This window comes from Marinobacterium iners (assembly GCF_017310015.1).
GTDB classification, from domain to species: Bacteria; Pseudomonadota; Gammaproteobacteria; order Pseudomonadales; family Balneatricaceae; genus Marinobacterium; species Marinobacterium iners.
Genome location: NZ_CP022297.1, coordinates 606,901 through 628,785, shown reverse-complemented (window position 1 = coordinate 628,785; position 21,885 = coordinate 606,901). Strand labels below are relative to the sequence as shown.

Below are 21,885 nucleotides of genomic sequence, written 5' to 3'. Positions count from 1 at the left end.
GCATTCATTCGTCGCAGGGGCTCTATGTCAGACAAATCCCAACAGCAGTCTCGTCTAAAGGAACTGATCGCCCGGGGTAAAGAGCAGGGCTATCTCACCTATGCCGAGGTTAACGATCACCTGCCGGAAGATATCGCCGACCCGGATCAGGTCGAAGACATCATTCGCATGATCAACGACATGGGTATCCGCGTTGCTGAAGAAGCACCGGATGCCGAAGATCTTCTGCTGACAGGCGGTGACTCGGCCGATGAAGCCGATGAAGAAGCCGTTGCCGCCCTGGCCGCCGTAGAGTCAGATGCCGGCCGCACAACGGACCCCGTGCGCATGTACATGCGTGAGATGGGTACGGTTGAACTGCTGACGCGTGAAGGTGAAATCGACATTGCCAAGCGGATCGAAGAAGGTATCCGTGAAGTCATGATGGCCCTGTCCCGCTTCCCGGGCAGCGTTGACATCATTCTCAATGCCTATAATCAGGTATTGCAGGAAGAAGGCCGCCTGAGTGACATTTTCAGTGGCTATATCGACCCCGATGCAGAAGTTCCTGAAGATGAAACCGATGCACCGGTCGATATCGATGACGACGATGATGATCGCAGTGACGACGATGATGACGACGACGATGACAGCGACAACAGCGACTCCAGCACTGACGAAAAAGAGCGCGGCCCGGATCCCGAGGAAGCCCGTCAGCGCTTTGGCCTGATTCAGGAGTGCCTGGACAACCTGAACGCAGCTCGCGAGCGCAATGCCAGCAAGGATGATATCTCCGAAGCGGTAATGGCATTGTGCAACGCCTTTGCACCGATCAAGTTGTCGCCGCGTTACTATGAGTTACTGGTCGAGCGTGTGCGCAACTGCATTGAAGGCATCCGCAAGCAGGAGCGCAGCATCATGCGCATCTGCACCCAGAAAGCCAAGATGCCACGCCCTGCGTTCATCAAAAGCTTCCCGGGCAATGAAACCAGCAGCGAGTGGCTCGAATCACTGGCAAACGGCAACAAGCCCTATGCTGCTGCCATCAGCCGTAACCTGTATGATCTGCAGCGCGCGCAGCGCAAACTGATTCAGATTGAAGAGACCATAGGCCTGAGCCTGGCTGACATCAAGGAAGTCAACCGCGCCATGTCCATTGGCGAAGCACATGCCCGCCGCGCCAAGAAAGAGATGGTTGAAGCCAACCTGCGTCTGGTTATTTCCATTGCCAAGAAGTACACCAACCGCGGCCTGCAATTCCTTGACCTGATTCAGGAAGGCAACATCGGCCTGATGAAGGCGGTGGACAAGTTCGAATACCGTCGCGGCTACAAGTTCTCCACCTACGCTACCTGGTGGATTCGTCAGGCGATCACCCGCTCCATCGCCGACCAGGCTCGCACCATCCGTATTCCGGTGCACATGATCGAAACGATCAACAAGCTCAACCGTATCTCCCGCCAGATGCTGCAGGAGATGGGCCGCGAAGCGACCCCGGAAGAACTGGCCGAGCGTATGGAAATGCCGGAAGACAAGATCCGTAAGGTGCTGAAGATCGCCAAAGAACCGATCTCCATGGAAACCCCGATCGGCGACGACGAAGACTCCAGCCTGGGCGACTTCATCGAGGACACCACCCTGTCCTCCCCGGTCGACACCGCGACTGGCGAAGGCCTGCGTGAAGCCACCAAGGAGATCCTCTCCGGCCTGACCGCACGTGAAGCCAAGGTACTGCGCATGCGCTTCGGTATCGACATGAACACCGACCACACCCTTGAGGAAGTGGGCAAGCAGTTCGATGTCACCCGTGAGCGTATCCGCCAGATCGAAGCAAAGGCCCTGCGAAAGCTGCGCCACCCAAGCCGCTCCGATCACCTGCGCACCTTCATCGACGAAGGCTAAGTACTTCATTTCAATAGTATTGCGCCAATGACCGGAAATGGTATCATTGGCGCTCTTTTTGGGGCCTTTAGCTCAGTTGGTTAGAGCATCCGACTCATAATCGGCAGGTCCTGGGTTCAAGTCCCGGAAGGCCCACCATTATTTTCAATCACTTAGGCGAATTCTGTCACCCCAAGGCCCCTTCCCTCCGGTCCATCGCCGGTACAATTTCGCAGATCTCATAGCACAGGGCTTTTCCGAAACCACTGAACCAAAAGCAAGAAACACCTACCTCAAATTCAAAATTTGACCTCTATCCATGCGGACGGTCGAAAGTTCCCTCACTTAAGTTACTGCAATACGTGAGTCCTTTGCCCCTTCGGTAGCTCTATGCCGGACTCCTCCCGGGTGTTTGTGAATGATTGATTGACCACTACAAACTGATGCCAGCCCTGAATCAATTTATACAGTCTACTGTTGTTTTGCTTGGGAGTTGAATTCGCGGGATGCCCTATTTCCACAAAAAGTCTTTATATTGCTACACAACCCTTAAGCAGCATTACAATTATCCACCGCACTGTTGCCATCTTCTGTTTTATGCTTTAAAAACCCATACCAATCGGTTGATACAAAAGCACGACAATAATAATCGTTCTGACTCCTACTGGTAGAGCGACCGACGAGCAGGGATAGTACATGAAGATAGGGACGCTGGGTTTCCCCTCTGATCAGCTGAAAAAACTGGAAAAAATTCTCAGCCTGTCAAAACGGCCGCTTGTGCTCGTAAGTTTTGATCAGAATGAGTTACCCGACCTTCTTCTCGTGTTCGGGCCAGAGCTACTGCAGCAACCGGCGGTTTCAGAACTGCCACAGGAATATCACCGCCGGGTGATCCTGGTCAGCAAAGCCCGCCCAAATGACAGCAGCTTGCCTCACATCAAATCACCTCTGATCTCATCCCGCGTCATCCGTACACTGGAACAGTACCAACCGTTTGAACCGTCACTCTCTACACCTGTAGCCGAACCCACTGAAAGGCCACTTTCTGAGCCGGATGCCATTGATCTTGATGTCCAGGCGGAAACGGAGAACCCGTTCAGCAAATACGACGCCCGCATCGCTGAGGTCCAGAAGCTGAAAGATACCGCCCCTGAGACGGTGACTGATGCGTCCTATGCCGTTCTGGTCGTGGACGACAGCCACCCAATGCAGCAGATGCTTGCCAGGGAACTGCAACAGCTGGATCACCCAGTAAATCTGGACTTTGCCGATGATGGTGAATCGGCTCTGGCCAAGGTGGCCGACAACCATTATGACTTTATTTTCCTCGACATCATGATGCCTGGCATCGATGGTTTTGAGACCTGTACTCGCATGCGATCCATGCCAGCATTGAAGAAAACACCGATCATCATGCTGTCATCGAAAACATCTCCTCTGGATGAGGTCAAGGGAATCATGGCTGGCTCTTCAACCTACCTGACCAAGCCCATCGAGCATGCCGAGTTCCAAAAAGTGATCCGGCGTGTTTCCCGCTGGGTCAGCGAATTCAGAAAATAACGCGTTTCATCTACCGGAGTAAGATATCTGCCATGGCCATCAACAAAATCCTGATTGTAGAAGACGATCCTGTTCAACAGCAGCACCTGAAAACCATTCTTCAGACAACCGGCGCCAAGATTCTTGTCGCCGAAAACGGCCAGCAAGGCATCACCCTGGCTGAGCAGGAAAAGCCCGATCTGATATTCATGGATATTGTAATGCCCGAGGTGGACGGCTTTTCTGCCTGCCGGCATATCACCAGCGCCGAAAGCACCCGTTCTATTCCAGTCGTTATCGTATCCAGCAAGCACCAGGAGGCAGACCGGGTTTGGGCGCAGTTACAGGGTGCGAGTGCACTGGTCGCCAAGCCGTTTTCTGATCAGGACATACTGGATCAGGTCAAGGCCTTCAGCTGACAGGAGAGCATCATGGACGATATCAACAGTACGCTTGACCGACTGCTGCAAGCCGACATGGCTACAACGGCAGCAGCATCTGGTGAGATTCGTCACGGCTTCAGCCTTAGCGGCCATCATTTCCTTTTACAGCCAGGTACGTACTGCGAACTGGCGGCAAAGCAGAGCATTTGCGCCTTGCCAGACTGCCCCGACTGGTTTGCCGGGTTTATCAATCATCGCGGCCATGCCGTTCCGGTCTATGACCTGGCACGTTACCTTGACACGAACACTCCCAGGGCAGGACAGAAACGAGAATTCTGGATTCTGCTGCTGGATGCTCACCCCAATACAGCAGGATTTATGATTCCGACTCTGCCAACCGTGTTAACAGACCTCTCCTCTGTCGAACATCTCAACGCCACCGATCAGCCCGCAAACCTGTCATCCTTTATCAGCCAAGCATGGCAACAAAACGGGCAACGGTGGTACGAAATTGACCACACGGCGCTGCTGAACCATTTAAAGCTGCAATTTCAACCCTCCAAACAACAATAAAAAGCCAACAATACGTTTCAAGGGAACAGATATGACTTCTTCACGGAACCTGCAAGGCATACGGATAAGCACCAAGTTTGCGATAGCAGGCATTATGCTGCTCATCTGTATGGTAGCCATCGCAATTGCCTACTACCGTACCATCGTTATTGATGAGGAATCGCAACGCATTGACGCTGAAACCCGTGCCGTGTCGAATGTCGCTTCCGTTTTGACACAGCAACTCAATGAAGCGCAGCTGGCATTTACGCGGGCTCGCCTGACCCTTTCGGTGGCGTCTCTGAATACGCTTGAAAACAGTACTCGAGCCTTTTTTATTCAACTTGAGAAATTACCGGCTCTGTTGACCAATTTGCCCGGGGGCGATGAGTTGAAAGATCGCCTTTCTACACTGGACATTGAGCATGCTCTGGCAGAGCTGAGGGCTGTTAAAGCCTCGTCAGCCCCACGCAAGGAGCGGGTACTCCGGCTGCAAAAGGCGTTCGGCCCCATTTTCGCCACGCTGCAGCATGAAAACATCGTGCTGAAACTGCTGCCGGACATCTACAGTGCTGAAGCCATTGCCCAACGCAACGAAGCCAAGACGGAAATGCTCAAACTGTTTCTTGGATCATTGCTACTGCTCTGCTTCGCCCTTATCGCCGCCATGGCAATCGTCAAGCACGGCGTTCTGGATCCGATTGCCAAACTCTACGCCACTGTAAATGCAGTACGCAATGGTGATACCGATGCACGTACAGAGTTGGAAAGCCGCGATGAACTTGGACAAATGGCAAGCGTACTGAACAGTTTGCTGGATGAAAAGGAGGCGGCAATTGCCCGCCAGTCGGAAGAAAACAAGAAACTGAACGACTCAATCATTCAGCTGATTCAGAATGTATTCAAGATCAGTCAGCGTGACCTGACTGTACGCGTACCGGTTGCAGAAGATATCACCGGTGCAGTGGCGGACTCCATCAACCAGCTGACCAACTCGATTGAAAACGTATTGCGTGAAGTCAGCGCGGTCACCTCTGAGGTCAACAGCACCTCGGTACAGGTTAAAACACAGTCGGAAGCGGTGCTTCTGCACGCCAGTAAAGAACAGGAGCAGATCAACGAAACACTGCAAGGCCTTGATTCAGCCATTCAGGCGATGCAACTGATTGCCAAATTGGCAGCCGTTACCAACAGTGCCTCTCAAAAGGCGATCAATACGACAGAAAATGCCAAGGAATCCGTTTCGGCAACAGTAGCCAGTATCAACAAGATTCGCCAGACGATCCATGAGGCCGAGAAACGCATCAAACGTCTGGGAGAACGTTCACAGGAGATAGGCGGTATTATCAGCCTGATCAACAACATTTCCGAACGAACCCACATTTTGTCATTGAACGCCAGTATGCATGCCGCTTCGGCAGGCGAGGCCGGCCGCGGTCTGATGGTTGTTGTTGATGAGGTGCAGCGATTGGCTGAAAACTCACGTGAAGCGACCGCCGAGATCGAAAGCCTAGTTAACAATATTCAGTTGGAAACTGCTGATACCATTCACGTCATAAACACCGTAATTGAAGATGTGGTATCCGGTACACGATTGGCCGAACAGGCGGGTGAACGTATGGAAGAAACCCGCAAAACGACCCAGTCCCTGGTTGAGTCCGTGGTACGTATTGCGCAAAGCGCAACCGGCCAGGCAAAGCTGGCCCAGAATCTGCGCCAGCGTGCTGGCAGCATTAACGACTTCACACACGCAACCAATACCGAGATGCTGCAGCAGAAACAGTTGTCTGAACGACTGGTTGGCGCGGCCGATGAACTGCAACGCTCCATAAGCGTATTCAAGCTGCAGCAGGCCGAGTAAAGGGGGTCGTCATGGACCAGACCACAAGCACGACGGCTCTTGAGTCGCTGCAGCAACTGATTGAGTGCCTTCAAACCGACAGCGGGAGTGAGCCAGACAGTATCAGCGAGCAAATGAATCAGCTGGCAGATCTGTTTCACGATCTGGGGATGCCGGGATGTGGCGACCTGTTGGCCCTGCTGGCAGAGCAGATCGAGGCTGAACAGGGAGCAGCTCTGAGCCCGGACCAGGCAGAGAGTGTGCTGCACCAACTGGGCCTGATCTTGAATGCGGACACGCCGAAAAGCCTGCTGGAATATGTGCAGCAGGCGCATTTAACAGACGTATGGGACTCGCCACTCGACCCACAGGATCTGGAGTTACTGCCACAGCTGTTGGAAGAAGAATGGCCACGCCTGCGTCGCCTTACAGCTCCTCTCGAAACAGCTGCCGCGATCGCGGCTCAAGCTGACATGGACAGCTGCACGCCTTCAGAACAGTTATTGAACTGCTTTGAGCACGCTGACGACCCAGAGGCACTGGCCGAGGGGCTGGCTGAGCTAAGTGAAACACTTGCTGCGGATTCGCCGGTATTAGCGGACCTGGTGGCCCTGGCGGCCGAACGGGTTGAGGGAGTAGAAGCCCTTCATGCCACTCCCGTTCTTGAATTACAGTCTGCATTGCAACAGCTGCTGCAACACCCTGACCAACAGCGGGCAATCAGTATTCTGGATCTATTGCTCGACCCACGCTGGCCAGAACCGCTGGACCCGAGTGAACAAAAGGATCAGTTAGAGCTTATTCAAGAGACGTTGCCCGCCGCCCCCGAGGGGCCCGAAAATCACACACAGGCCGATGCAGATCCATTCATTGATGAGCACCGAAGTGGCGACCGCTTTTGTGAGGTGGACATGTCGCTGCTGGAGCAGGATGGCCCCGCCGTAGATCCGGGCATTATGGCCATGCTGACGAGTTCACTGCAGGCATTGGAGCTGCAGTGGCAACAACCACCCAGCGACACTATGGCACTATTGGAGACCAGCCTGGACGCCCTCCAGCCCTTGAGCCGCGCCTGCGCTACCGTCAATCTGACTGGAGCCCAGTTGCTGCTGCAGGGTCTTGGCGCCAACCTCGACCTCTTTCGCCAGCATCCGGAACAATTTTTCGACTATAACCGCACCCACTTTGCCCACTGCCTCAGCGCTTTGCATCGACACCTGGACGCTCCGGCCGACAAGTTGATCCGAGAAGATCTGATTGATTGCCTCAGTGATGACTGCCTGCCTATTCATACTGACCCCCAGCAGGCCGCTTTTATTTCAGGACTGCTGGCACTAACCAGTCTCCGATCACCGGACCAAATAGAACTTCAGACCGCCACAGCAGACGATATTGACCTGAGCACAGGTGATGAAATAGATCTTCAGCTGATGGATATGCTGTGCGCCGAGTTGCCGCTTTTGGTGGATGAGTTCCAGCTACAGCTGCAAGCTGTGATAAGTGATCGAGATGTCAACGGTTTGCTGGGCGCACAACGTGCCGCACACACCATCAAGGGGCTGGCCAACATGGCAGGCATACGCGGCCTTGCCAACTTGACTCATCATCTTGAAGACATTCTGGAAGTATTGACCGATACCTCCACGCTCCCCGGTGAGCAGCTGTCACAGGACCTGACAGATGCAGCCGACTGTCTGGCCCAGATGAGCGAGGCTGTAACCGAAGGCGGTCAACTGCCTGAAACCGCCGTGACCCAGCTACAGCAGTTGATGAACTGGTTCTTCCGGTTGCAGACAGAGGGGGTTGAGTGTGCTTCAGCAGCACTCGACGATGCAGAGCGCCACCGTCGTCGCGAACAGGCCGAGTTTCAAGCAGCAGAGCCGCAGCTCAACACTCCGGTTCAGCAGGAATCTCGTGACAATAACCAGATACGGGTTCCGGTCGGTATCCTCGACAATCTGTTCCGTATCACCGGAGAGTCAAGCACGCTGAACGCACAGCTGGATGACAGCCTGCTGCAACTGCGCCGCCTGACCCGCTCCAACCGAGACCGCCAGCGTGTACTGCAGACAGTGATGTTTGATCTGGAGCAGCAACTGCACGACCATTTCACCCTGACACCTTCCATGCAGGAAGGTGACACGGACTTTGACCCGTTGGAGATGGACCGTTATCACGATATGCACGCGACCTTGTCGCAGCTGCAGGAAGCCGTTGCTGACGTACGTGAAGTTGACCATCAGACAGCTCAGCAACTGAGGCAACTCACTGAACTGCACGTGGCTCAGGCCAACTTGCAGAAAGAGTCTCTGGAAAACGTACTCAACACCCGATTGGTGCCTGTCAGAAGCATCACCTCCCGCATGCAACGCATCATGCGACAAGCCTGCCGAGCCTCGGGCAAACAGGCGCGACTGGTAATTGAAGGTGAAGGCGTGATGATGGACAGTCAGATCTTGAATCAGCTGGCTGACCCTCTGATGCACATCATCCGCAATGCCGTCGATCATGGCCTGGAAACACCGCACATGCGGTTCGAGGCTGGCAAGGATGAAACCGGCACACTGAAAATCAGTTTCAGCCAGCGCCAGAGTAAAGTCCAGGTCAGTTGTGAAGATGACGGCGCCGGTATTAATCTGCAACGCGTACGTGAAATTGCCGAGCGCAAGCAGTTGATTCAGCCATCCTCGGTATTGAGCGATGCTGAAATCCAGCGCTTGATTCTTGTGCCCGGTTTTTCAACGCGGGACGAAATCAGCCAGCTGTCCGGTCGCGGTATCGGCATGGATGTGGTCTATCAGCAGGTTTCCCGCATGCAGGGTACACTCACCATTCATTCACAGACGGGCAAAGGCACCCGGTTTGACCTGTCGATGCCGGCATCTTCCCTCCTCGTACACACCCTGCTGGTACGTTCGGGCAACGGAAAAATCCATGCCTTGTCCAGCCACAGCATCAGCAAGAACCTGCTTTCACTTGACGGGCAGCTGCAGACACATAATGAACGGCCCGTTTTCGTTACGGCAGATGCAGAATACCCTGCCTATACCCTTGAAGGCCTGACGGGTGAAGCCGTTCCGGATTATGCCGCCATGCGCATACACCCTGTCGTACTGGTACAGCTTGATCAGGATGAGGAAGCAGCCGTATTTGTACCTGAAATACTGGCGCACCGAGAGCAGGTCTTCAAATCGATGGGGGAGCATATACCCGACATCCCTGGCATTCCAGGCGTGACCATTCTTGCCAACGGCGAAATCGCTCCCATTATTGACCTGCAGGCCCGCGTACGTCACCGGCACTCGGTACTGGCAACGGCTCTGGAATCGCCTGATGCCAACCTTGACCTGCACTTGCCACGCTTGCTGGTCGTTGACGACTCACTCAGTGCACGCAAAACACTCGAGACATTGCTCAGCGACAGTGGCTACGATGTCACCACGGCCATTGATGGACTGGATGCACTCGACAAGGTGCGCGCCAACCCGCCCGACATGATTTTGACGGACCTGGAAATGCCCCGCATGAGCGGCATGGAACTGGCGGCCATTGTACGCAACAGCCAAAACTTCAATGATATCCCCATCATCATGATAACCTCCCGCTCAACGCGCAAGCACCGTGGCGAAGCCGAAGCCGCAGGTGTTTCTGCCTACCTGACCAAGCCCTGGACAGAAACGGCCGTGCTTGAACAAGTACAACAGCTCCTGTTCTGAACTTTTCTGACATCAAGGCGGTCTTTTCACTGGCACACATGTTGCTGGAAAGTCCGCCCTGCTCGACCGCATTTGGTGGACTCTGGAGCCGTCAAAAGGTATAAATTACTCTCATTCAGCGCATATTTCATCGACCGCTAATACATGAATTCACCCGCTACCGACCGGAGCACGCCCAGCAGATGAGCCTATTCTGGATTCCGTTATTACCCCTGATCGGCACCCTGGTCCCCCTGTTCACCGAACGCTTCGGTCGCAGCGCCTGTGCATGGTTCACTGCCATGTTGCCGGCACTGTCACTGTTTCTGGTACTGCAGGCCGTGCCGCAGATATTTGCCGGCGAAACCCTGCAACAAACGTTCAGCTGGATACCCGAGCTTGGACTGGAGCTGTCGTTCCGGCTCGACGGCCTTGCGCTGCTGTTTCTGCTGCTGATTCTTGGCATTGGTCTGCTGATCATTTTGTATGCCCGCTATTACCTCTCGCCCCAGGATTCCATGGCGCGCTTTTATGCCTACCTGATCCTGTTCATGACATCGATGGTCGGCATCGTGACATCCAACAACCTGCTGCAGCTATGGATGTTCTGGGAGCTGACCAGTATCAGCTCCTTTCTGTTGATCAGTTTCTGGCACCACAAGAGCGAGGCACGCAAGGGCGCCCGCATGGCCCTGACGGTTACGGGTGCCGGGGGGCTTGCCCTGCTTGCAGGCCTGCTGCTGGTCGCTCATATTGTCGGCAGCTACGATCTCAGCGTGGTACTGGCCAGCGGTGATACTCTGCGCGAGCATGCAGCCTACCCGGTTGCACTGATTCTGGTTCTGCTCGGTGCATTCACCAAGTCGGCCCAGTTTCCATTTCATTTCTGGCTGCCACATGCCATGTCGGCCCCCACACCCGTCAGTGCTTACCTCCACTCGGCTACCATGGTCAAGGCAGGCATCTTCCTGCTGGCTCGCTTCTATCCGGTTTTGTCCGGTACCGAGCTCTGGTTCCTGACCGTCAGCCTGACCGGTCTTGCCACCCTGCTGCTGGGTGCCTATATCGCGCTGTTCAAGCATGATTTGAAAGGGCTGCTGGCCTATTCCACCGTGAGCCATTTGGGCCTGATCACGCTGTTGCTGGGCATGGACACCGAACTGGCCGCCGTGGCGGCCGTGTTTCATATCATTAACCATGCCACATTCAAGGCGTCGCTATTCATGGCTGCCGGCATCATTGATCACGAATCCGGTTCACGCGACATGCGCAAGCTGAACGGTCTGTGGCATTACATGCCGCATACTGCCACGCTGGCGATGGTGGCAGCAGCATCCATGGCCGGTGTACCTTTGCTCAACGGCTTTCTGTCGAAGGAGATGTTCTTTGCCGAGACGCTGCATCAGGTAGCTCTGGGCTCACTGTCCTGGATGGTACCGGTACTGGCGACGCTGGCGGGTATTTTTGCAGTGGCTTACTCGATGCGCTTTATCCATGACGTGTTTTTTAACGGCGAGCCGATCGACCTGCCCAAGACACCCCATGAACCACCGCGCTATATGAAAATACCGGTCGAGATTCTGGTAACACTGTGTCTTCTGCTTGGCATTTTCCCCGGCTTCATCGTGGGCGGGCTACTGGAGTCCGCATCGTCGGCGGTGCTGGACGGCAATGTGCCGGAATACAGCCTGTCGATCTGGCACGGCTTCAACCTGCCATTGCTGATGAGCATCATCGCACTGGCTGGCGGCCTGATGATCTACTATAACCGCCGTCACCTGTATCAGTTCCAGGCTCAATTCCCGGAAACCGATGCCAAGCTGGTGTTTGAGCGCATCATTCAACAAATGGTGCGCACGGCTCGCAGTATCCACGGCTTCCTCGAGAACGGCTCTCTGCAGCGCTACATGTTCCTGTTGCTGCTGTTTGCACTGGTTTTGATGGCAGGCCCATTGATGGATCTGAACACCACAGCCGGCCTGCGCCCTCACCTGCCGATCGATGCAGTTGAAATCACGGCAGCCGTACTGCTCTGCCTCAGCGCACTGGCGACGGTGGTGTGGCACCGCAAGCGTATGATTTCACTGCTGACCCTGTCGGTGGTCGGGCTGATCGTGTCCATTACCTTTGCCCGCTTCTCGGCGCCGGATCTGGCCCTTACTCAGCTTTCGGTCGAGGTGGTGACCGTAATCCTGCTGATGTTGGCCCTGTTCTTCTTGCCACAGAAGACGCCCAAGGAATCCTCCCCCAAGCGGGTGGTCCGCGATCTGGGTATTGCAGCCATGCTCGGCGGCATCATTGGCACCATCAACTATGCGTTGATGACCCGACCGCTGCACAGCATCTCTGACTTTTTCCTGGCCAACAGCAAAACCGGTGGCGGTGGTACCAACGTAGTCAACGTGATTCTGGTGGATTTCCGTGGTTTCGATACCCTGGGTGAAATTACGGTACTGGGTATTGCAGCTCTGGGTATCTATAAACTGATCGTACGCATGCGGCTCTACATGCCTGCCGGGGACGAGAGTGGCCGTGCCTGGGCCAGCGACCGTCACCCCATGATGCTGGCCGTCATTTCGCAGAGCCTGCTGCCCTTGGCCCTGCTGGTGTCGGTTTACATTTTCTTGCGCGGCCATAACCTGCCCGGCGGCGGCTTCATTGCGGGTCTTGTTACCTCTGTCGCTCTGGTCCAGCAATATGTTGCTCATGGGGTCGACTGGATCAAAGAGCGCTTGAAGGTCAATTACCAGTGGCTAATTGCCAGCGGTGTGCTGATCGCCACCCTGACCGGAATGGGCAGCTGGGTCTTCGATCGCCCGTTCCTGACATCCTGGTTCGACTATTTCAGCTTGCCCTGGATCGGCGAATTTGAACTGGCCAGCGCCATGCTGTTTGATCTTGGGGTTTACCTGACCGTTGTGGGGGCTACCCTGCTGATCCTGGCCAACCTGGGCAAACTGACTACCAACCATCGACCCACTTTGCCGGAGTCTGAATAATGGAAGCCGTATACGCGACCTGTGTCGGCCTGCTGACCTTTTCAGGGATTTTCCTCTGCCTGCGGGGCAGAACCTTCCCGGTGGTGCTCGGCATTACCTTGCTGTCCTACGCCGTCAATCTGTTCCTGTTTTCCAGTGGGCGTTTGAAGCTGGATGGTGCGGCCATTCTTGGTACCTCTTACAGTTACGCTGACCCGCTGCCACAGGCGCTGGTACTGACAGCCATTGTGATCGGTTTTGCCATGACCGCCTTCATCGTCATTCTGGCCATGCGTGCCCGTGCCGACCTTGGCAATGATCATGTGGACGGTCGTCTGCCTCCTCAGCCCGAAACCAAGGCCCGCAGCCGTAAGGAGAAGGCATGACCGCACACCTGCCCATTCTGCCGATCCTGATTCCCATGATTGGCGCTCTGTTGCTGCTGTTGCCTCCACTGTGCGGCAGTCCAGATCGACAGCGTGCAGCCGCTCTGTTCTTTTCGGCATTGACACTGCTCGTATCCATTCTGCTATTGCAGGTTCAGCAACAGGGGATTCAGCTTTACGTTCTGGGCGACTGGCAGCCTCCATTCGGTATTGTGCTGGTCGCTGACCGCCTCTCCAGCCTTCTGGTGCTGTTGACCTCGGTGCTGGGGCTGGCCTCGATTCTGTATGCCTGCGCCGGCGATGACCGCACTGGTTCCTACTTCCACCCGCTGGTACTGTTCCAGATCATGGGCATCAATGGCGCATTCCTGACCGGTGACGCCTTTAACCTGTTCGTCTTCTTTGAGGTGCTGTTGATTGCCTCCTACGCCCTGCTGATTCACGGTGGTGGCAAGCAGAAGACTCAGGCCAGCTTTCACTATGTCGCGCTGAACCTGGTCGGTTCCAGCCTGTTCCTGTTCGCCTTGGGCATTCTTTACGGCACACTGGGTACCCTGAACATCGCCGACATGTCGACCAAGATTGCAGCGCTTTCCGGCGGTGAGAAGACCCTGGCCCGTGCCGGTGGCCTGTTGTTGCTGGTGGTATTCGGCCTTAAGGCCGCGATGCTGCCGCTGCATTTCTGGCTGACACGTACCTATGCGTCGGCCAGCGCCCCCGTTGCTGCGCTGTTCGCGATCATGACCAAGGTCGGCATCTACAGTATTTTCAGAATCCATACCGTTGTATTCGGCGAAAATGCCGGTGAGCTGGCATTCATGGCCCAGCCCTGGATCTGGCCGCTGGCCCTGCTAACCCTGGTGGTTGGCAGTATTGGCGCACTTGCCAGCCCCAACCTGCGCGAGCTGACGGCCAACCTGGTGGTAATTTCGGTGGGGACACTGCTGGTATCGATCGCGCTGCAGAACGAAGATGCCACATCGGCCGGGCTCTATTACCTGGTCCACAGTACGCTGGTGTGCGCAGCGCTGTTTCTGATCGCAGATCTGATCGGGCAACAACGCGGCAAGGCCGCTGACCGTTTTGTGGTATCTCGTCGCGTACGCCAACCGGCGCTACTGGGTGTGCTGTTTTTTATTGGTGCCATGACAGTGGCTGGCATTCCGCCTTTCTCAGGCTTTGTCGGCAAGGTTTTGCTGCTGCAGGCCGCCCACGGCACCACTGAAATGCTTTGGGTATGGCCGGTCTTGCTGATCAGTAGCCTGATTGCCATCATCGCACTGTCACGTGCCGGTACAACGCTGTTCTGGCGTCGCAGCACCGACAAGAGTCAAGGCGAGGTCGCTTCACCCTGGCACCTCGCTGCCGTTACCTTGCTCCTGCTGGCAGCCCCGATGCTTGTGGTTTTGGGTGGCCCAATGACGGAGTATACCCGTGAGGCCGCACACCAGCTGCACTCTGTACCGATTCACTTGCCTGTTCTGCTGCCGGGAGGTCCTTCATGAGTCGCTCATTCTGGCTGCCCATGCCGATACACAGCCTGTTGCTGTTTATCGTTTGGCTGTTGCTGAACAACACGGTTGCACCGGGGCATATTGTACTCGGCGCGTTTCTGTCACTGGTGATCCCCATACTGTGTGCTCCACTCAAAACCGAGCAGCCTCATGTGAGGCGCCCTTTACTGGCACTGAAGTACATTCTCAAGGTGCTGGGGGATATCGTGGTTGCCAATATCGAGGTTGCCATTCTGGTACTGGGACCGGTGCGCCGGCTGCAGCCAGCGTTCGTTGCCGTGCCGTTGGATATTAAAGAAGAGTTGCCGATTACGCTGCTGGCCAGCACCGTTTCCCTGACACCGGGCACCGTGAGCTCGGAGCTGTCGTCTGACCACAAGTGGCTCTATATTCATGCGTTGCATGTGACCGACGAACAGGCTCTCATTGCCACCATCAAGTCACGTTATGAAGCGCCGCTGAAGGAGATTTTTGCATGCTAGACACGGCACTCATGATCGTCAGCGGCATTCTCTGTGTTGCCCTGATTCTCAACCTGTGGCGACTGCTGCGCGGGCCTGATCTGTCGGATCGAATTCTGGCGCTGGACACCATGTATATCAACAGCATCGCCCTGATTCTGCTGTACGGCATGTACATGCGTACCAGCCTCTATTTTGAAGCAGCTTTGCTGATTGCGATGCTAGGCTTCGTCAGCACCGTGGCCCTGTGCAAATATCTGCTGCGCGGCGACATCATTGAATAGGTTTGCATATGACTTTTTGGGTTGAACTTCTGGTATCCATATTGCTGCTGATCGGTGGCTTCTTTGTGCTGGTAGGCTCGGTCGGCCTCAGCCGGCTGCCTGACTTTTATACCCGCCTGCACGCACCAACCAAGGCGACCACACTAGGCATGGGCGGTATTCTGATCGCCTCCATGATCCTGATGACTTATGAACAGGGCTATCTCAGCCTGCACGAACTGCTGATCACCCTGTTCCTGCTGATCACGGCTCCGGTGACCGCTCACATGCTGGCAAAAACCGCGCTGCACCATGAGAACCGTGCCTTGAAGCGCACCCGCTCACTGCACCTGATGAAGCCGGCACGCGAGCAACAGGCGCCCTCAGCAGCAAACGAGCATGACTGACCCTCAAGCACCACTGCAGCAGGCCGATCTGGAGTGGCAGGATGGCGTACCGTCATCCACGCTGTTTGAAGATATCTATTTCAACCGCGCCGGCGGCATAGCGGAAACGCGCCATGTTTTTCTGGATGCCAATGCGCTTGAGCAACGATTCAGTGAAGCCAGCGGCGCCCCTTTCGTGGTGGCTGAAACCGGTTTTGGAACCGGGCTGAACTTTCTGTGTTGCCGCGCGTTATGGCTGCAACAAGCTCCAGCAGAGCAGCAGCTGCACTACATTTCCTGTGAGAAATACCCGCTAAGCGCTGCCGATCTCAGGCAAGCTCTGTCGAACTTTTCCGAATTCAGCGATGGGGCCAAGCAGCTTCTTAAAAGTTACCCACAGCCGGTCGCCGGAGCCTATACCCTCGTGTTTGATGCCGGGCGTATTCTGCTGACGCTGCTGTTTGGGGATGCACTGGAGACACTGCCCCGGCTTGATGCGCGAGTGGATACCTGGTTTCTGGACGGTTTCGCCCCGGCACGCAACCCTGAGCTCTGGAATGAACAACTGTTCAGTGAAATTGCACGCCTTAGCAGGCCGGGCAGCACCTTTGCGACCTTCACCGCAGCCGGAGTGGTTCGGCGTGGCCTGCAGGAGGTCGGTTTCGAAGTCATCAAGCGCCCTGGCTTTGGCCGCAAGCGGGAAATGCTCAGCGGTCGAATGACTCTCGCCCCCTTTGACGCCACACCGGCGGACACTCCGATCTGGTTTCAGCGCCCAGCCGCTGCCATCACGGACGAGCCAATTGTGGTGATTGGAGCCGGCATCGCCGGTGCTTCCACCGCCTACGCACTGGCATCGCAGGGCTACAGGGTCATCGTGCTGGAACGCCATGCAGCTCCGGCGATGGAGGGTTCTGGCAACCCTCAAGGGGCTCTGTATGCAAAGCTGCCCGCCAGCCCAACCCTACACAGCCACTTTCATCTCAGCGGCCTGATTCATACCAGCGCGTTGCTGGCTACTCTTAGCGAGGAACACCCCGAGCTAGGCCAGTGTTGCGGTGTACTGCAGCTGGCTCTGACCGATAAGGAAGCCGAACGGCAACAGCAGGTCATCGAACAGGCCGCCTACCCCTATTCTCTGGTTCGTGCCGTGGATGCGGCAACCGCCAGTGAGCTGGCAGGCATCACAACCGGTGAGGGCGGGCTGTTTTTCCCCACCGCAGGCTGGATAGCGCCTGCCCGGTTGTGTGAGTTGCTGCTGTCACACCCCAATATTGAGTGCCACTACAACACGCCCGTTGAGACACTTGAGCGTCGTTCCGGGCGCTGGCACCTGGGCAACAGCGGATTCAGTAGCGAGCAGGTCGTGGTCTGCTGCGCCAGCCAGGCCGTGAGGTTTGATCCACTGTCACAGTTGCCGCTCAAACCAATCAGAGGCCAGACCAGTCAGGCGTCTGCACCGGCCGGGCTCCCGCCGCTGAAAACGGTCGTCTGTGGTGAGGGCTATATCTCCCCTCCGCTGAATGGTGAGTACTGTTTCGGTGCATCATTTGTACTGCATGACAGCAATGATCAGGTACGACAGGAAGAGCACCAGCACAATCTGGATATTCTGCAGCGGGCTCTGCCAAAGCTGGGCCAGGCCCTGCAGCAGCAGTCGCTTGAGGGCAAGGTCGCATTTCGCTGTAGTACACCCGACTATCTGCCGCTGGCGGGTGCAGTAGCGGACCACGACGCTTTCATCGAGACCTATGCCAAGCTGCGCGATGATGCCCGTTGGCCCTTCACTGCACGGCCTCCGCTGCAGCGTGGGCTCTTCGTGAATGTGGGCCATGGATCGAAAGGGCTGCTCAGTGGTCCAATCTGTGGGCAGTTGATCGCGGCCCTGATCAGCGGTGCGCCGTTGCCGCTTGCTGCAGATCAGGTTCGGATCCTTAACCCGGCGCGTTTTATGGTCAAGAATTTGATCCGCAAGACGCTATAATAAGAAGGCCGGCATTATCCGGCACTGGCGGAGTAGCAGTTTATGGCACTTGTCATCTACGATCAGGGGTATCGGATCCAGACACCAGTTGAGTCTCTGTTTCGCCCCCGCGGAGTGGAAGGTCTGACTCAAAGCATCAACAGTGCTGCTGTACCGGGCTCTGAAGACCAGATTCGTCAGCAACAGGATCTTGAGCAGCGCATACAGCTATCAAAGGAGCGCTTTCAGGTTCCCGGTGAAAGTCCAGGCAAGGCTTCGCAGAAAGCCTATCAGGACGCCAGCACCGCCGGTGACAAGCCCAAAAAGCCGCAAGGGCTGCGGGCGGCCCAGATCATGACCAGCCCCGTGCTCACCATTCCGCCGGAAACCAGTCTGCGTCAGGCCTGGGCCTTGATGCAGGAGCAGGAAGTTTCGCATCTGATGGTGGTAGATGCTGACGAACGGGCATTGGGCATTATCTCCATACACGACATCATGCAACGTGGCACTGACTCACCGGTCAGTGTCACTCAGGCCTATCATCGCCAAATGATAGTAGCTTCGCCCGACACTGAAGTTTCCAGCATTGCCGCCAGCTTTGTGCGTTACCCCATCGGCGCAATTCCGGTGATAGACCGCGACGAGAAGCTGGAAGGCATTGTGTGTCGCACCGATCTGATCAGAATGCTGATCAATGATGGTCACGTAGAGAGCTGGGCCTGATCAGTCCGGAGGCAGCTGAGGCTTAATGCCTGGACGGGGTGCAGCCGCACGGCATGCATCACGTTCCAGATCACCTTCGGGGCTCGGGCTGTCATCTTTCTGGCCCCCAAACAGTCTGGCCAGAAACCCGAACACTTTTTTCACTCCGCGCCAGAGCTTCGGCAACAGCCAGACCAGCAGCAGGATAAACAGTATGAGCCCACCCAAAAACCATAACGGGTGGTTAAGGGCCGTCCAAAGCCCTCCGATTACAAGCAGGTCCTCACTGAATGACGCGACCCAATTGCTGACCGGCTCGGGCGAAGTGTTGATCATGACCCGACTGCCCGCCTTGAGTGCATGGCTGCCTGCGGCCACTGAAGCGCCGGTCAGGGCTGCTGCAAGTCCAACAGCTGGGCTCAGATCACCCACGGCTCCCGCCGCCAGAGCAGCTCCTGCAGGGATGCGAATAAAGGTATGCAAGGCGTCCCAGCCCGTATCAACCCCCGGTGTTTTGTCAGCGAAAAACTCAACGCAGTACATGAAACCGGCGGCAATCAGCACCAATGGATCAGAGACTATTTCCAGCCCCGGCGGCAGGCTGATATGGCCCATATTGTTCAGTACACCCAGCATGAGCACCGTGGCATAAAGATTGATGCCACTGGCCCAGGCCACCCCCATCGAAAGGGCGATCAGTGTACTGATCTGATCCAGTTGCTCCATCCACTATCTCCTCGCCGCCGGGCTCAGTGATCAAACTCCGGCAAGCGTTCACGGGGCACAATGTTGCACTGACCGGTGCTTTCGCTGAACAGCAGCAGAGCCTCACCGCTGATCAGCTTCAGTCGAATCTGCTCGGCCTTCTGTGCCAGACTGAGTTCCTGTTCACCATAGTCGGTGCCGTCACGACTGACAAACTCCTCCAGCAGATTCTGCAGTGTATCCGGGTCTAGTGACTGCCAGGGAACAATCATGCCTTTTCCCAAGCCTGTAACTGATTCATAAATGCATCCTCGTCCAGTACCTCAATGCCCAGCTCTGTCGCCTTGTTCAGCTTGGAACCCGCACCCGGACCGGCCACCACACACTGAGTCTTGCCGGAGACGGAGCCGCTGACCTTGGCACCCAGTGCCAGCAAGCGATCCTTGGCCTCGTCTCGGGTCATGGTTTCGAGCGTTCCAGTCAGTACCCAGGTCTGCCCGGCCAGTGGCTGTGTGGAGCCGGTATCAGACGGACCCTCGCACTGCCAGTGCATGCCAAAGGCCTTTAGTTGCTGCTCCAGTGCCCTTGCCTGCTCACACCAGTCAGGCTCTGCCAACTTCTGCAGCAGGCCGCTACGCGCCTTTTTGCTGAGCTTGGCAACCGATTCCAGTGCCTCGGCATCTGCCTGCAGAAGAGGCTCCAGTGACCGGAAGTGATCGGCCAGAGCCGTAGCACCGGTTTTGGCCACTCCCGGTATGTCCAGCCGCTGCAGCAACATCGGCAGACTGATGGCGCCCTGCAGCGCTGCTGCAATATCGGCCTCCTGCTGAAGTTCAATGCCCTGTGCCAGTAATGCATCCATCACTTGGCAGTTATGCTCGTCCTGCATGAAGTTATGAATCTCATGCCCTACTTCCAGCCCGATATCCGGCAACCATGTCAGCAGCAACGGCAGTGCCTGACGCAACCGCGCAAGAGACCCCAGCTGCAGCGCCAGCGTGCGCGCCGTGCCTTCCCCCACTTCCGGAATGCCAAGCGCGTAGATAAAGCGGGCCAGCTCCACGCGGCGGCTGGACGCAATGGCGCTGTACAGTTTTTCAGCTGACACCTGTGCGAAACCGTCGAGTTCGAGCAGGTCTTCCACCCGTAGTCGATACAGATCAGCCGGAGACTTTATCAGGCCACGCTCAACCAGCTGTTCAATATTCTTTTCGCCCAGCCCATCTATGTCCATCGCCTTGCGCGAGACAAAATGGATCAGGGCCTGGGTCAGCTGGGCACGGCACGAGAGTCGACCGACACAGCGGTAGATTGAGCCTTCACTGACCTGTTCCCGTCCCTTGCCTCGCTTGATCAGCCGAGTACGCTCCACATCCGATCCACATACCGGACAGGATGAAGGGATGCTGATGTTTTGTTCAGTGCCATCGCGACGCTCCTTCAATACCTGTACGATTTGCGGAATGACATCACCGGCACGGCGTACCGTGACCCAGTCACCGGCATGCACATCAAGTCGGGCGATTTCATCCATGTTATGCAGGGTCGCGTTGCTGACGGTGACTCCGCCCACAAAGACCGGCTCCAGCCTGGCCACCGGTGTGATTGCTCCGGTTCTGCCAACCTGAAACTCAACCGCCTTGAGGCGTGTAATCTCTTCCTGAGCCGGGAACTTGTGCGCAATGGCCCAGCGCGGTGCGCGGGCGACATAGCCCAGCGCTTCCTGCTGATCAAGCCGGTCCAGTTTGAATACAATGCCGTCAATGTCGTAGGGCAACTGATCACGCTTATCCGCCAGTGAGCGGTAGCTTTCCCGACACCCCTCCAACCCATCAACACGCCGCATTTCCGGATTGATTTTAAGTCCCCAGCGGTTGAGTTGTTGCAGCCGTTCAATGTGACTGCCCGGCAGCTCCCCGTCCGCAACCACGCCGGTACTGTAACAGCAGAACTCCAGCGGTCGCCGGGCGGTAACCGCCGGATCCAGCTGACGCAGGCTGCCAGCGGCGGCATTACGCGGATTGACGAAGGTTTTTTCACCGGCATCACGGGCCTGTTCATTGAGCCGTTCAAAACCGGCTCTGGGCATGTAAATCTCGCCCCGCACTTCCAGCAGCCGTGGCCAGCCTTCGCCCAACAAACGCAAAGGCACGCTGGGCAGGGTGCGTACATTAAGGGTGATATCCTCACCTGTATAACCATCGCCCCGGGTTGCAGCACGCACCAATCGGCCCTGCTCGTACAGCAAGCTGACCGCCAGGCCATCCAGCTTCGGTTCACTGACAATGGCCAGCGGCGCATCAGCGCTCAGCCCCAGACGCTCACGTGCGCGGCGAACAAAGGTAGCCATCTCGTCATCACTGAAGGCGTTGTCCAGAGACAGCATGGGCTGTTCATGACGCACTTCGGCAAAACCTGAGTCCGGCTTTTTACCGACTCGCTGCGTTGGTGAATCTTCACTCACAAGCTCTGGATATTCCGCTTCCAGCGCCTTGAGTTCATTGAAAAGCCGATCATATTCCGCATCCGGAACACTCGGCTCGTCCAGCACGTAATAACGGTAACTGTGTTGTTCGATCTCGGTGCGTAACTGCTCGGCACGGGTCACGACGGATTCAGGCAGGGTCATGGAGTCTGGGTCTGGTCAGAGGTGGAACG

The 21,885-nt window shown here is 56.2% G+C and carries 17 protein-coding genes and 1 tRNA gene; 15 read left to right on the top strand and 3 right to left on the bottom strand.

The genetic code is table 11. From position 1 onward, the window contains the following. The first annotated feature begins 24 nt into the window (after positions 1-24). The 15 genes from rpoD (at position 25) to CFI10_RS02960 (ending at position 18,543) form a co-directional block, all read left to right on the top strand. Positions 25-1,881 carry an RNA polymerase sigma factor RpoD gene (gene rpoD, locus CFI10_RS03030; RefSeq protein WP_206839184.1) on the top strand — a complete coding sequence of 619 codons (1,857 nt, stop codon included), beginning with the start codon at positions 25-27 and terminating at the stop codon, positions 1,879-1,881. 61 nt (positions 1,882-1,942) lie between these two features. Next, a tRNA-Ile gene (locus tag CFI10_RS03025) sits at positions 1,943-2,019 on the top strand. Positions 2,020-2,556: 537 nt separating this feature from the next. Beyond that, positions 2,557-3,420: a response regulator gene (locus tag CFI10_RS03020; RefSeq protein ID WP_206839182.1), complete on the top strand. Its 864-nt coding sequence runs from the start codon at positions 2,557-2,559 to the stop codon at positions 3,418-3,420. A gap of 32 nt (positions 3,421-3,452) precedes the next feature. Further along, positions 3,453-3,818: a response regulator gene (locus CFI10_RS03015; RefSeq protein ID WP_206839180.1), complete on the top strand. Its 366-nt coding sequence runs from the start codon at positions 3,453-3,455 to the stop codon at positions 3,816-3,818. A gap of 12 nt (positions 3,819-3,830) precedes the next feature. After that, positions 3,831-4,355 carry a chemotaxis protein CheW gene (locus CFI10_RS03010; RefSeq protein WP_206839178.1) on the top strand — a complete coding sequence of 175 codons (525 nt, stop codon included), beginning with the start codon at positions 3,831-3,833 and terminating at the stop codon, positions 4,353-4,355. A 31-nt stretch (positions 4,356-4,386) separates the two neighbouring features. Next, positions 4,387-6,195, top strand: a complete 1,809-nt coding sequence (locus tag CFI10_RS03005; protein ID WP_206839176.1) for a methyl-accepting chemotaxis protein — start codon at positions 4,387-4,389, stop codon at positions 6,193-6,195. A gap of 11 nt (positions 6,196-6,206) precedes the next feature. Then, positions 6,207-9,890, top strand: coding sequence for a hybrid sensor histidine kinase/response regulator (locus CFI10_RS03000; RefSeq protein ID WP_242530088.1), 3,684 nt, complete (start codon positions 6,207-6,209; stop codon positions 9,888-9,890). Between the two features lie 182 nt (positions 9,891-10,072). Next, positions 10,073-12,868 carry a monovalent cation/H+ antiporter subunit A gene (locus CFI10_RS02995; protein ID WP_206839167.1) on the top strand — a complete coding sequence of 932 codons (2,796 nt, stop codon included), beginning with the start codon at positions 10,073-10,075 and terminating at the stop codon, positions 12,866-12,868. After that, positions 12,868-13,233 carry a Na+/H+ antiporter subunit C gene (locus tag CFI10_RS02990; RefSeq protein ID WP_091822323.1) on the top strand — a complete coding sequence of 122 codons (366 nt, stop codon included), beginning with the start codon at positions 12,868-12,870 and terminating at the stop codon, positions 13,231-13,233. Before CFI10_RS02995 ends, CFI10_RS02990 begins: the two co-directional genes overlap by 1 nt. Then, the gene (locus CFI10_RS02985; protein ID WP_206839159.1) at positions 13,230-14,738 is read left to right on the top strand and encodes a monovalent cation/H+ antiporter subunit D; all 1,509 of its coding nucleotides are present in this window, start codon (positions 13,230-13,232) and stop codon (positions 14,736-14,738) included. The genes CFI10_RS02990 and CFI10_RS02985 overlap by 4 nt, the downstream gene beginning before the upstream one ends. Beyond that, complete coding sequence (locus CFI10_RS02980; RefSeq protein WP_091822328.1) at positions 14,735-15,229, top strand: Na+/H+ antiporter subunit E; 495 nt, start codon at positions 14,735-14,737, stop codon at positions 15,227-15,229. The genes CFI10_RS02985 and CFI10_RS02980 overlap by 4 nt, the downstream gene beginning before the upstream one ends. Further along, on the top strand, positions 15,223-15,492 hold the full coding sequence (locus tag CFI10_RS02975; protein WP_091822331.1) for a K+/H+ antiporter subunit F: 270 nt from the start codon (positions 15,223-15,225) through the stop codon (positions 15,490-15,492). Before CFI10_RS02980 ends, CFI10_RS02975 begins: the two co-directional genes overlap by 7 nt. An 8-nt stretch (positions 15,493-15,500) precedes the next feature. After that, positions 15,501-15,878, top strand: coding sequence for a Na+/H+ antiporter subunit G (locus CFI10_RS02970; protein ID WP_206839157.1), 378 nt, complete (start codon positions 15,501-15,503; stop codon positions 15,876-15,878). Beyond that, positions 15,871-17,841, top strand: a complete 1,971-nt coding sequence (mnmC, locus tag CFI10_RS02965; RefSeq protein ID WP_206839155.1) for a bifunctional tRNA (5-methylaminomethyl-2-thiouridine)(34)-methyltransferase MnmC2/FAD-dependent 5-carboxymethylaminomethyl-2-thiouridine(34) oxidoreductase MnmC1 — start codon at positions 15,871-15,873, stop codon at positions 17,839-17,841. Before CFI10_RS02970 ends, mnmC begins: the two co-directional genes overlap by 8 nt. Positions 17,842-17,883: 42 nt before the next feature. Further along, positions 17,884-18,543: a CBS domain-containing protein gene (locus CFI10_RS02960; protein ID WP_091822339.1), complete on the top strand. Its 660-nt coding sequence runs from the start codon at positions 17,884-17,886 to the stop codon at positions 18,541-18,543. Here CFI10_RS02960 and CFI10_RS02955 read toward each other — a convergent pair whose 3' ends face one another. The 3 genes from CFI10_RS02955 to ligA are packed head-to-tail and all read right to left on the bottom strand — an operon-like array spanning position 18,544 to position 21,856. Continuing rightward, entirely contained in the window at positions 18,544-19,248 is a 705-nt protein-coding gene (locus CFI10_RS02955) for a DUF4126 domain-containing protein (RefSeq protein WP_206839153.1), read from the bottom strand. It lies immediately after the preceding gene. Positions 19,249-19,271: 23 nt separating this feature from the next. Beyond that, entirely contained in the window at positions 19,272-19,499 is a 228-nt protein-coding gene (locus CFI10_RS02950; protein ID WP_206839151.1) for a YheU family protein, read from the bottom strand. Beyond that, positions 19,496-21,856, bottom strand: a complete 2,361-nt coding sequence (gene ligA / locus CFI10_RS02945; protein ID WP_206839148.1) for an NAD-dependent DNA ligase LigA — start codon at positions 21,854-21,856, stop codon at positions 19,496-19,498. The genes CFI10_RS02950 and ligA overlap by 4 nt, the downstream gene beginning before the upstream one ends. Between the last annotated feature and the right edge of the window lie 29 nt (positions 21,857-21,885).